Origin of the sequence: Enterococcus sp. DIV1726a, assembly GCF_051710985.1 — a bacterium.
Classification (GTDB): Bacteria; Bacillota; Bacilli; order Lactobacillales; family Enterococcaceae; genus Enterococcus_B; species Enterococcus_B hirae.
Genome location: NZ_JBIOLS010000001.1, coordinates 1605422 through 1617418 on the forward strand (window position 1 = coordinate 1605422; position 11997 = coordinate 1617418).

An 11997-nucleotide genomic window follows, 5' to 3' on the forward strand; every position below is an offset into this window, starting at 1 on the left:
CGATCATTTGTCCCACCCTTTACGTCATTTTTCTTTATCTGCAATCTTGCCGTCACCGTCTATGTCTTCATCAGTCAAACGCTCAACTTCTTTGACAAATTCTTTGCTGACTTCTTCTAACTCCTCTTCGGAACCAGTAATTGCTTCATCTGGAATTTGGTCGATGTTTGCATAAAATTCAATATGTTGATGAAGGTTTTGGAAGTGCATAGGTGCATTTCCACCATATTCGCCGTCTAAGTTGATCATGACCGGTCGGTTAATATCGTCTTCTGTTTCGACATACAAACTGCTGGTTTTCGTATAAATCACTCGAGAATCATCTACATGGCGCCCACCATTCAACATCAAGGCTGCGATATGCAAAATTTCAAAAATATTCGCTGTTTTGACAATAATTAATGAAAATTTACCATCGTCTAGCTTGGCATCAGGAGCAATCTTTTCGAACCCGCCGACTGAATTAGTGAGTCCTAAAAAGAACATAGAGGCATTCCCGATGTATTCTCCTTCATCATATTTCAAGCGCATTTTGATTGGTTTCACTCGAGGCAGCATCTCTGCTCCTTTAGCTAAATATGCCAAATAGCCGAAAATACTCTTTAGTTCTGAAGGAACTTCATAAGTTAACTCCGTTAAATAACCACCCGCAGCGATGTTGATAAAGTAGCTATCTTCCGTTTGACCGATATCCATCTTAACCGTCTGATTCTTCTTGATAACTTCAGCTGCGGCTTTGATATCATCCCGTGGAATCTTTAACGCACGTGCGTAATCGTTAGTAGTACCTGCTGGGATAATCGCCATTTTAGGACGATGCTCAAGCGGTGCAATACCGTTAACAACCTCATTGATCGTCCCATCGCCTCCCGCAGCTACCACCAGATCAAATCCATTTTCTGCTGCTCTTCTTGCTTCATTTTTGGCAGAATTTTTTTCTGGTGTTGTCGCATACGCACTTGCTTCATAGCCAGAATCCTCCAAAGCTTGGAGGATATCCGCTAGATTTTTTTTCAACAATTCTTTGCCAGAAGTTGGATTATAAATAACACGAGCTTTTTTCATGATCTACTCCTAGCGTTTTGCTAATTCTTCTTGCAACAGTTTATTAACGACACCTGGATTGGCTTGACCTTTAGTTGCTTTCATGATTTGTCCTACTAAGAAACCAACCGCACGATCTTTTCCGTTTTTGAAGTCATCTACTGATTGTTGGTTATTATCTAAGATTTCGTTGATAATTGGTAATAGTTTGCTTGGATCAGACAACTGAACCCAACCATTTTTTTCAACAACATCTTGTGCGTCGCCACCATTTGTGATTAATTCTCGGAATACTTTTTTCGCAATCTTAGAACTAATCGTACCATCTGCAATCAGACGAATCATGCCTGCTAGATTTTCAGGAGTCAAGTTCGTTTGAGCTAATTCTAGTTTCTCACTGTTCAAGTAAGCAGATACTTCACCCATTAACCAGTTAGATGCCTGTTTTGCATCCGCACCATTCTCTAAAGTCGCTTCAAAGAAGTCAGACATTTCTTTTGATAGAGTTAGAACCATTGCATCATACTCAGGTAACCCTAATTCTTGGATATAACGTTGACGACGAGAAGCAGGCATTTCCGGCAAGCTTGCTTTCACTTTTTGGATCCATTCATCGTCAATCATAAATTTAGGAATATCAGGTTCAGGGAAATAACGATAATCGCTAGAACCTTCTTTGACACGCATCAAAATTGTTTTATTAGTTGTTTCGTCAAAACGTCGTGTCTCTTGTTGGATTTCTCCACCAGAAAGTAAGACTTTTGCTTGACGTTTTTCTTCGAAGGCTAGACCTTTTTTAACAAATGAAAGGGAGTTTAAGTTTTTCAACTCTGCTTTTGTTCCAAATTCTTCCTGTCCATAAGGTCGTAAAGAAATATTGGCATCACAGCGCATAGAACCTTCTTCCATTTTCACATCACTAACTTCAGTAAATTGGATGATTGAACGCAATGCTTCTAGATAAGCATAGGCTTCTTCTGGTGAACGCATATCAGCTTCAGAAACGATCTCGATCAATGGTGTCCCTTGACGGTTTAAGTCAACGTAAGAATAGCCACCAATACCATGCATGTTCTTACCAGCATCTTCTTCTAAGTGAACTCGTTCGATCCGTATTTTCTTTTTCTTACCTTCAACTTCGATCTCGATCCAACCGTCATGCCCAATGGGTTGATCAAATTGTGAGATTTGGTAAGCTTTTGGATTATCTGGGTAAAAATAATTTTTACGATCAAAATGTGTGTCTTTAGAAATTTCACAGTTCAAAGCGAGTGCTGCTCGCATACCAAATTCTAATGCTGCTTTATTCATTACTGGTAAAACACCAGGATATCCCCAGTCGATCACATTTGTATTGCTGTTTGGTTCAGCTCCAAAATGTGCAGGAGCTGGAGAGAAAATTTTTGAGTTGGTCTTTAACTCAACGTGGACTTCAAGCCCAATGATTGTTTCAAAGTTCATTCGCCTTTCCCTCCTAAAATTGCTGGTTTTTGATTATGGAATTGTGTTGCTTGTTCAAAAGCATAGGCTGCTTGGTACATTGTTTTTTCATCAAAATAATTACCAATGATTTGTAAACCAACCGGCATATCCTCAGATAATCCCGCAGGAACTGACATTCCAGGTAAACCAGCTAAGTTAACAGGAATTGTTAAGATGTCACTCATGTACATCGTGATTGGATCATTGATGTTTTCACCGATACCAAATGCCACTGTTGGAGAAGATGGGCCGATGATCAGATCGTAGTCTGCAAAGACTTTTTCAAAATCACGTTTGATCAATGTTCGAACTTGACCCGCTTTTTTAAAGTAAGCATCATAATATCCAGCACTTAATGAGAATGTTCCCAACATGATCCGACGTTTGACTTCTTCACCAAAACCTTCAGTACGTGAATTCACATATACATCTTCTAAGTTCTTCACATTTTCTGAACGGTAACCGAAACGAATACCATCAAAACGTTGTAAGTTGGAACTTGCTTCTGATGAGGCAATGACATAGTAGACTGCTACCCCATATTTTGAATGTGGCAAACTTACTTCTTCTACAGTTGCGCCTAATGAACGGAAAGTTTCTGCCGCTTTCAAAATGTTTTCTTTTACGCCAGGAGCGACTCCTTCGCCAAGATATTCTTTTGGTAAAGCAATCTTCATCCCCTTGATGTCGCCAGTTAATCCTTCGGCAAAATTAGGAACAGAAACACCAGAAGATGTGCCATCTTTTTCATCATAGCCACTGATTGCTGTTAAAGCTAATGCATTATCTTTGACGTTGCGAGTCATTGGCCCGATTTGATCTAGTGATGAGGCAAAGGCGATCAAACCAAAACGTGACACACGTCCGTAGGTAGGTTTCATTCCCACGATTCCATTAAATGAAGCTGGTTGGCGAATACTTCCGCCTGTATCACTACCTAAGGAAACTGGGATTTGTCCAGCAGCGACTGCAGCAGCCGAACCACCAGAAGAACCACCAGGAACTTTCGAATGGTCCCAAGCATTTTTTGTTTTCTTAAAGTAAGAAGTTTCTGTACTTCCTCCCATCGCAAACTCATCCATGTTCAATTTACCAACTGGAATCATATCTGCTTGATACACTTTGTCCATGACAGTAGCATCATAGATAGGATCAAAATTATAAAGAATTTTGGAAGCTGCAGTCGTCAACAGATCTTTGGTAACGATATTGTCTTTGATCCCAATTGGAATCCCAGCTAAGACATTATTTTCGTCAATTCCTTTTTCATCTAACGCTTTGGCTTGTGCCAGAGCTTTTTCTTCATTCAATGTAATAAAAGCTTCAATCTCTGGCTCAGTTTCTTTGATTCGCTCAAAGGTTGCTCTTGTTAAATCTTGTGCAGTGATTTCTTTAGAAACCAGTAATGCGTGCAATTCTTCTAAAGAAAGATCATATAGTTTTGTCATTATGCGCCAGCCTCCCCATTGTCAATAATTGCTGGCACTTTGATAAAGCCATCTTCTTTTTCTGGTACATTTCTCAACAATTCATCGCGATCCCAACCAGCACTTGCTCGGTCTTGTCGCATAACGTTCACTGTTTCAACCACATTTGATGTAAATGGAACACCTTCTGTATCAACTTCCTCAAGCATTTCCACCATATCAATGATTTTCCCTAATTGATCAGTAAAACTTGCAAGTTCTTCATCTGCGAACGCAAGTTTTGCTAATTTGGCAACGTGTTTTACTTGTTCTTCACTGATCGCCATACTACCCCTTCTTTCTAAACGAGTTAAAAACTTTGCTCTCTATTTTAACATAAGTGATTCCCATCTGAAATTGTTTCTTGAAATTTGTCTGAAAAAAATCAGATTTTCTTAATTAAAATGACTGTCAGCTAATGCTTCTGCCATTTTTTCTTCTGACCATACGTCGATTCCTAGTTCTTGTGCTTTGGTCAGCTTACTACCAGCGTCTTCGCCTGCAACCACGATATCGGTTTTCTTAGACACACTGCCAGTAACCTTACCTCCAAGATTTTCAATGGTTTCTTTTGCTTCTTCACGCGTAAAACGAGTCAATTTCCCTGTTAAAACCACTGTTTTTTCTTTAAAAGGTGAGTCGATCGTTTCGATCTGTGAAGAACGAATCCCTTTATACTCAAAGTTGACACCTGCTTGTTTTAGTTCGGACATCAAGTCATGGACCTCTTCATTACTGAAATAAGTCACTACGCTATCAGCAATCGTATCGCCGATCGTGTCTAAAACAATGATTGATTCAAAGTCACTTTTACTTAAAGTTTCCAGATCGCCAAAATGCTCTGCTAATATCTTCGCTGCCTTGGAGCCGACGTGGCGAATCCCTAAGCCAAATATCAATCTTTCGACCGAATTATCCTTACTATCGTGGATCGCTGTCAATATATTATTGGCTGATTTTTCTTTGATTTTATCTAACGTCAGCAATTCCTCTTCCGTTAGCTTGTAAAGATCAGCCACATCTGTAACTAGTTGTTTATCATACATCTGTGCCAATACTCTTGGTCCTAGGCCATCGATATTCATGGCGTTACGTGAAACAAAATGATTCAATCCTTCTTTGATTTGGGCTGGACACTTCGGATTGATACAACGAAGAGCAACCTCTTCATCAAGATGAACTAATTCACTATGACAGATCGGACAATGTGTTGGTAAAACATAAGGTTCGCTATCAGCAGGTCGTTGATCCAACACGACTTGTGCTACTTCAGGGATAATATCTCCTGCTTTATAGATACGAACAATATCGTGCAACCTTATATCTTTTAACTTGATGTAATCACCGTTATGCAGACTTGCCCGACTAACTGTCGTGCCAGCCACTCGTACCGGTGTCATAATCGCTGTAGGTGTCACAACACCAGTCCGCCCAACCGTCCATTCGATTTCTTCGATCTTCGTTTCTACTTCTTCCGGTGGGAATTTATACGCTGTTGCCCAACGAGGTGCTTTGACAGTAAAACCTAATTGGTCCTGTAAAGAAAATTCATTCACTTTGATGACGATTCCATCAATTTCATAGGTTAAGTCCATTCGTTTTTCATGGTATTCTTCAATAAATGACCAAACTTCATCAATCGAATGACACAAACGCTTTTCGTGATTCGTATGGAAACCGATCTGTTCTAATTCTTCTAAAGCATCATATTGGGTTGTTGCTTTCATCGGTCCAAAATCCGCTACCGTATATAAAAAAGTATCCAAATTACGTTTTGCAGTAATTTTAGAGTCCAGTTGTCTCAGTGATCCTGCAGCTGCATTTCGAGGATTTGCAAAAATATCTTTCCCTTCTGCTTCTCTTGCTTGATTTAATTGCACAAATGATTTTTTGGGCATAAAACATTCGCCGCGGACTTCGATACTGATAGCATCTTTCAACTTCAATGGGACAGAACGAACTGTTTTTAGATTTTCTGTGATATTTTCGCCAACCGTCCCATCTCCTCTTGTTGCACCACGAACAAATTCGCCATTTTCATAGCGCAAGGAAACCGATAAACCATCAATTTTTAACTCACAGCAGTAATCAACAGGGCGACCAATCGCTTTTTGGACACGTTGATCAAAGGCAAATAGTTCGTCTTTGCTAAATACGTCATTCAAACTATAAAGCGGAATATCATGAGTCACTTTTTCAAACCCACTGAGAACTTTCCCCCCTACTCGCTGAGTTGGTGAATCCGAAGTGATTAAATCAGGATATTGCTCTTCAATTGCTACTAATTCAGCATATTCTTGATCATAAACATAATCTTCGACAGTTGGTTTATCTTCAACATAATATTCTCTGGACCAACGATTTAACCGAGATCGTAGTTCTTCTGCTCGTTTTGCAGCTTCATCAATTGTCATTTCATGTTCCATCGTTTATCCCCCCTGTTTAAACTTTTTCAATTGGCGCAAATGCTGCTAACAACCGTTTCACACCTTGACTAGGAAATGCCACGTCCAATTCTAAATCTTTGGCAGTACCATTTACCCTTACCACTGTTCCGATCCCCCATTTTTTATGATTGACTTTATCGCCTGCTTTCCAGCTATTGCTTTCTCCACCAGTTGCTGTTTTTGAAGAAACAACAGTTGTCACTGGTTGTTTGTAGGCTGGTTTAGCTGTTCTGCTCGTAAAAGGACTCGTTTGTTTTGGCGTTGGCCGCATGCCTTGGACTTCTAATAATTCTTGATCAATCTCTTCTACAAAGCGAGAAGGTCGATTATATTGCGTCCTGCCATATAAGGTACGGGAAAAAGCATTGGTCAGGTAGAGTGCTTCTTCTGCTCTCGTGATCCCGACATAAGCAAGTCTTCGTTCTTCTTCCAATTCGCTTTCTTCCATCAAGGCTCGTGACAATGGGAAAACTCCTTCTTCCAAACCAATCAGAAAGACGACTGGAAATTCAAGACCTTTTGCGGCATGCAAAGTCATCAATGTCACTTGGGTAGTTTCTTCTTCTAAATTATCGATGTCAGAAACTAAGGCCAAGTCATTTAAAAATACAGTTAATTTTTCTTCTGGTGCATCCGCATTTTCTTCATTTTGTTTTTCAAATTGTTTATCAAATTCTTGAGTAACGGTTAAAAATTCTTCCAAGTTTTCGATTCTTGCTTGTGATTCTAAAGTATTTTGAATTTTTAAGTCTTCTAGATACCCACTACGTTCTAAGATTTCTTTTGTCAGTTCGGTCACTGTTAGATAGGGAACCATTTGTGTGACGTCATTGATCATATCGCCAAAAACTGCTAATTGTTGACCGGCTTTTCCACCAATGTTAGTTAAATCAACATTTTGCGCCGCTTCAAGGAGTGGCCATTGGTGGATCGTCGCAAAACTTCTTAATTTCTCGATTGAGCCAGGTCCGATCCCGCGTTTAGGCGAATTAACGATCCGTTCAAAACTGATTGAGTCTTGAGGATTCGCAATCACATTCAAATACGCTAAAATATCCTTAATTTCTTTACGGTCGTAGAACTTATGTCCGCCCACCATTTTATAAGGAATATTCGCTTTTAGTAAGGTTTCTTCCATCACACGAGACTGAGCATTGGTTCGGTACAAAATCGCAAAGTCGCCATAATTTCGTTGATTTTCACGAATTTGCTCTTGCATACGATCCACGATGAAACGTGTTTCATCTCGCTCGTTATCTGCACGGTAGTAAGTGATTTTATTTCCTTCCCGGTTTTCTGTCCAAAGATTTTTTGGCTTTCGATTGCTATTATTTTCGATCACTTGGTTGGCAGCACTTAAAATTGTTTTAGTCGAACGGTAGTTTTGCTCTAATAAAATGACTGTGGCATTCGGATAATCTTTTTCAAAATCCAAAATATTTTGCATATCAGCGCCACGCCAACCGTAAATACTTTGATCAGCATCCCCCACAACACATAAATTTTGGAATCTTTGGGCGAGTAGATTAACTAAAGTATATTGTGCATGGTTCGTGTCTTGGTATTCATCCACATGGATGTAATGGAATTTATTTTGATAATAAGTCAAAGAATCAGGATGCTCTTCAAATAACCGAATGGTATTCATAATCAAGTCATCAAAATCCATACATTGGTTATATTGTAATTCTTTTTGATAAGCTACATAGCACTTAGCTACAATTTCTTCATAGTAACTTCCTTGCAACTTGGCAAACTCCTGAGGGTTTTGCAAGTTGTTTTTTGCTTGCGAAATCGTTCCAAGTATACTTCTTGGATCGTATTTTTTCGGATCAATATTCAATTCTTTTAAGATACGTTTCATTAAAGACAACTGTTCAGAAGAATCGATAATGGTAAAATTTCGGTTGTAACCGATGAAATCGACATCTCTTCTTAAGATACGCACACACATGGAATGGAAAGTCGATACCCAAACATCTTCGCCACCATATTCTAAAATGGCATTTACCCGCTCCTTCATCTCTTTAGCGGCTTTATTGGTAAAAGTAATCGCTAGGATGTTCCACGGATTTACTTCCTTTTCTTCAATCAAATAAGCAATTCGGTGGGTCAAGACCCTCGTTTTCCCACTACCTGCACCGGCCATCAATAATAGTGGTCCCTCGGTATGAAGAACCGCTTCTTTTTGTCGAGGATTCATCCCATTCAATAATTCACTTTTGGATGACATTTACAACATCCTTTCTTTTATCAATCCGTTTAATTATAGCATTTCCCCAGCTTTCATTAAAGCATATATTATCTATGAATAGGGTAGTAATAACCGCAATCTGATCACTGCAAGCGAAATGAAAATTTGTTTGCAAAGCGATGAATTTGCAATGAAAAAAAATTTCTTTTCTTTTCCTCTTGTAAAAAAGAAAAAATCACGCTAAATTAAATTGAAACGAGGGATTAGCAATGAAAGCAAAAACATTATTTAAACATGTCGACAAAACGCAACTATATTATATTTTAAAAGGGGTCTTAGTTGGGTTGCTCACTGGCGGTATCGTTAGCATTTTTCGCCTGGCGATTGAGAAATTTGGTGAATTGACCGAACAAGTTTACCTTCATAGTCAACAAGAACCTTTATATTTAGCATTTATCTTAGCAGCTTCAATTATTATTGCTATTTTTGTGGGATTTCTTATCAAAAGCGATCCCGATATTAAAGGAAGCGGCATTCCCCAAGTTGAAGGACAATTACAAGGAGAATTAACAGTCTCATGGTTTTCTGTTCTATGGAAAAAATTTATTGGAGGCGTGTTATCGGTTGGTTCCGGTTTATTCTTAGGTCGAGAAGGTCCATCAATCCAGTTAGGCGCAGTGGTTGGTGAAGGAACAAGCCAATTATTAAACAGCTCTTCAGCTGAAAAGAAAATTCTTATCTCTAGCGGAGCGAGTGCGGGATTAGCAGCAGCATTTAATGCACCGATTGCTGGGTTATTATTTGTTTTAGAAGAAATCCATCATTCTTTCTCTCCATTAGTTTGGCTGACATCCTTTACATCAGCGATCACTGCTAATTTTGTGTCACTTTATTTTTTCGGTTTGAAACCTGTATTGTCTCTAGGAAAAATTCCGTCTTTACCGTTAAAATATTATGGTTTTTTAATTATTCTAGGTATTATTCTCGGTGTGCTAGGGTATATTTATCAGATTGTTTTGCTAAGCTTACCAAAATTTTATCGAAAGCTGCCAATTCCTGCACACTTTCACGGAATCGTTCCTTTTCTTTTAGTTTTGCCGATTGGCTATTTTTGGCCAACAATCCTAGGGGGCGGAAACCAGATCATCATCACTTCAGGACATGCCTTTTACCCATTAACATTGATTGCAGGTCTGTTTATCTTACGGTTTTTCTTTTCTATGGTTTCATATGGCGCCAGTTTACCGGGCGGGATTTTTTTACCAATCCTAACTTTAGGTGCGCTGATTGGAGCATTTTATGGAGGGGCTTTAGTGAACTTAGTTGGTATGAATCCGATTTATGTCAAAGACTTTCTCGTGATTGCGATGGCAGGTTACTTTACAGCAATCGGAAAAGCCCCGTTGACTGCAATTATCTTAGTAACGGAGATGGTCGGTTCTTTGAATCATTTGATGCCTTTAGGTGTCGTTTCACTCTTCGCTTACGTTAGCAATGATTTATTAGGAGGCAATCCGATTTACGAATCTTTACTCGAGCGATTGATTCAACAAGAAAAACAACCAATATTAGTTGGCAAAACAACCTTTGATTTTCCAATCACTGCGGAAAGTACATTGGATGGACGAATGGTCAGAGATTTCAATTGGCCAAAACATATGTTACTCGTTTCCATTATTAGAGGAAATAAAGAGATTTTGACTCATGGGGATACAATCATGAATGTTGGCGACATTTTAGTCATCTTAACCGATGAACGTCATCTTTCAAGCGTACGGAAAACGATTGTTGCTCGCTCTTCGATTTTAACGACGAAACAAGCCTTTTAGGCAATAAAAATTTGCTCTTACGATTAGCCAGTATGCTAGTGGTAAGAGCAAATTTTTATTTTATAGGGAAATACAACCAGTATCTTTATCTTTAAAAAAACTTTTCATTTTATTCTCTTTCTTTATTTCCCCAAAAATACTTCACTGTAATTGTTACTCCTACAAGGAATATTCCCAAGAAACTAATCATTAAACTGTCTGTGTCCGTTGTTTTGGGGAAGGTACTCATCGTTTTTACTTCTGTTTTAATCACATAACCTGGTTTTTGAGCCCCTGCACTTTCTTGCTGGTCATTTGGCAGTTCGGCATCAATTCCAAGTGATCCTTTTACGTCAAGTGTTGCCTTCATATTATCCCTTCTAACTTTTTTAATCAGTTTAAGGCGCTGCTGTCCAAGATACAGCATCTAATTGCAACGTCAAATTGAACGTTGGTGTACTCTTGGTTGCTGTGGTAGAAGATACTGTTCCAGCATAGTTGAAGGTGGTCGAAAAAGCATTATTTGCGGTACCATTTGCAGTTAGTTTTCCTTCATTGTTTGCTAATGTAAAGAGTTTGACTGGTGTCGTCGCAAAATCTGTGAGTGTTCCTGCGGCGATCAAGGAAGTGTTCGTTGCTGCTGGAGAAACAAGATTTAGACTAGAAATTTCTGTGATACTTTCGGCATTTGTTTGCGCGAAATCTGCAATGGATACATCAACTGGACGTCCCGATTTATTTTCAATATTATAGGTTGGAGATTCAATATCATTTCGCCCGCTTACGTTATAGAATATGGTCGCTGTATCTAATGTCACATTGATCCAATTGTCATGACTTTCCTCAATCGCTTCTTCTGGATCTGTGTTATCTAATCCAATCGTACCATTGATTTGAATATCGGCTTGGTCAACACCAATCACGTCTTCCGCTTGAACCATTGCGGGCGCAACAAATCCAACAAAACTCCCACTAAACAACATACTTACAAGTACTTTTTTCATCATATCAATAAACCCCTTTTATTTTTTATTCAACTGTTAATGTAACTCCTGCAGCCACTTGACCTTTTTTTTCGTTGGTGTCTGGGTCATACAAACTAAATAAAGCAACTGATGGATACTCCCCCTTTTCTAATGCCTGTTCCAACGTGACATTTTTTATTTCATACCCGGGCTGAATCGCACCGGAAGTATAAACAAGTTGATTGTTCTTTTTTTCTCTAATTTCTACATTGATCGGATAGCCATTTTCACTGGGATTTTTTATCATCAATTCGCCGCTCCCTGTTTGTCGATCGATTTTCGCTTCAGGTGAGATAACTAAATTGAATTTGCTTTTATCTACTGCAACCTGCGCGATTTTTTTCTTTTCAGAGTCAGAGATTTTTTGGGCATCTTTCCCAGCGGGTAAAAATTCGCCACTGACAATAGTAACGGGCTCTGGTTTTGCTTGAAGATAATAGCGGTACACTAGCCAGCCACTTAGCAACAACAATAATCCTAGTAGAATGAGTAGTACCTGTTTTTGTTTTTTCCGTTTTGTTTCTTCCATTG

General features: G+C 39.0%; 10 protein-coding genes. 1 reads left to right on the top strand and 9 read right to left on the bottom strand.

All coding sequences use genetic code 11. The features are described 5' to 3' along the window. Window positions 1–24: 24 nt before the first annotated feature. The 6 genes from IGJ27_RS07200 to pcrA form a co-directional block, all read right to left on the bottom strand. On the bottom strand, window positions 25–1065 hold the full coding sequence (locus IGJ27_RS07200; protein WP_010718986.1) for a diacylglycerol kinase: 1041 nt from the start codon (window positions 1063–1065) through the stop codon (window positions 25–27). A 9-nt stretch (window positions 1066–1074) separates the two neighbouring features. Further along, window positions 1075–2505, bottom strand: coding sequence for an Asp-tRNA(Asn)/Glu-tRNA(Gln) amidotransferase subunit GatB (gatB, locus tag IGJ27_RS07205; protein WP_010737716.1), 1431 nt, complete (start codon window positions 2503–2505; stop codon window positions 1075–1077). Further along, entirely contained in the window at window positions 2502–3974 is a 1473-nt protein-coding gene (gene gatA, locus IGJ27_RS07210) for an Asp-tRNA(Asn)/Glu-tRNA(Gln) amidotransferase subunit GatA (RefSeq protein ID WP_178305901.1), read from the bottom strand. The genes gatB and gatA overlap by 4 nt, the downstream gene beginning before the upstream one ends. Beyond that, on the bottom strand, window positions 3974–4279 hold the full coding sequence (gatC, locus tag IGJ27_RS07215) for an Asp-tRNA(Asn)/Glu-tRNA(Gln) amidotransferase subunit GatC (protein WP_010718983.1): 306 nt from the start codon (window positions 4277–4279) through the stop codon (window positions 3974–3976). The genes gatA and gatC overlap by 1 nt, the downstream gene beginning before the upstream one ends. A gap of 108 nt (window positions 4280–4387) precedes the next feature. Continuing rightward, a complete protein-coding gene (ligA, locus tag IGJ27_RS07220) occupies window positions 4388–6418 on the bottom strand; it encodes an NAD-dependent DNA ligase LigA (protein ID WP_178305900.1) in 2031 nt (676 codons plus the stop codon). A gap of 16 nt (window positions 6419–6434) precedes the next feature. After that, window positions 6435–8672, bottom strand: a complete 2238-nt coding sequence (pcrA, locus tag IGJ27_RS07225) for a DNA helicase PcrA (RefSeq protein WP_178305899.1) — start codon at window positions 8670–8672, stop codon at window positions 6435–6437. A gap of 230 nt (window positions 8673–8902) precedes the next feature. On the opposite strand from pcrA, the gene IGJ27_RS07230 reads away from it, so the two are divergent. Beyond that, window positions 8903–10462 carry a ClC family H(+)/Cl(-) exchange transporter gene (locus IGJ27_RS07230; RefSeq protein ID WP_010737720.1) on the top strand — a complete coding sequence of 520 codons (1560 nt, stop codon included), beginning with the start codon at window positions 8903–8905 and terminating at the stop codon, window positions 10460–10462. A 109-nt stretch (window positions 10463–10571) separates the two neighbouring features. Here the strand turns inward: IGJ27_RS07230 and IGJ27_RS07235 are convergent, their stop codons facing one another. Genes IGJ27_RS07235 through IGJ27_RS07245 form a run of 3 tightly spaced genes read right to left on the bottom strand, consistent with a single transcriptional unit; the run spans window position 10572 to window position 11995 of the window. Continuing rightward, the gene (locus IGJ27_RS07235) at window positions 10572–10811 is read right to left on the bottom strand and encodes a hypothetical protein (RefSeq protein ID WP_010718979.1); all 240 of its coding nucleotides are present in this window, start codon (window positions 10809–10811) and stop codon (window positions 10572–10574) included. A 28-nt stretch (window positions 10812–10839) separates the two neighbouring features. Then, window positions 10840–11448, bottom strand: a complete 609-nt coding sequence (locus IGJ27_RS07240) for a hypothetical protein (protein ID WP_010718978.1) — start codon at window positions 11446–11448, stop codon at window positions 10840–10842. A gap of 22 nt (window positions 11449–11470) precedes the next feature. Next, the gene (locus IGJ27_RS07245; RefSeq protein ID WP_010718977.1) at window positions 11471–11995 is read right to left on the bottom strand and encodes a hypothetical protein; all 525 of its coding nucleotides are present in this window, start codon (window positions 11993–11995) and stop codon (window positions 11471–11473) included. Window positions 11996–11997 lie beyond the last annotated feature (2 nt).

Coding starts and splice junctions, on each gene's coding strand:
- IGJ27_RS07230 (WP_010737720.1), top strand. CDS start 8,903: ATGAAAGCAAAAACATTATTTAAACATGTCGACAAAACGCAACTATAT.
- gatC (WP_010718983.1), bottom strand. CDS start 4,279: ATGGCGATCAGTGAAGAACAAGTAAAACACGTTGCCAAATTAGCAAAA.
- gatB (WP_010737716.1), bottom strand. CDS start 2,505: ATGAACTTTGAAACAATCATTGGGCTTGAAGTCCACGTTGAGTTAAAG.
- IGJ27_RS07240 (WP_010718978.1), bottom strand. CDS start 11,448: ATGATGAAAAAAGTACTTGTAAGTATGTTGTTTAGTGGGAGTTTTGTT.
- IGJ27_RS07200 (WP_010718986.1), bottom strand. CDS start 1,065: ATGAAAAAAGCTCGTGTTATTTATAATCCAACTTCTGGCAAAGAATTG.
- pcrA (WP_178305899.1), bottom strand. CDS start 8,672: ATGTCATCCAAAAGTGAATTATTGAATGGGATGAATCCTCGACAAAAA.
- gatA (WP_178305901.1), bottom strand. CDS start 3,974: ATGACAAAACTATATGATCTTTCTTTAGAAGAATTGCACGCATTACTG.
- IGJ27_RS07235 (WP_010718979.1), bottom strand. CDS start 10,811: ATGAAGGCAACACTTGACGTAAAAGGATCACTTGGAATTGATGCCGAA.
- IGJ27_RS07245 (WP_010718977.1), bottom strand. CDS start 11,995: ATGGAAGAAACAAAACGGAAAAAACAAAAACAGGTACTACTCATTCTA.
- ligA (WP_178305900.1), bottom strand. CDS start 6,418: ATGGAACATGAAATGACAATTGATGAAGCTGCAAAACGAGCAGAAGAA.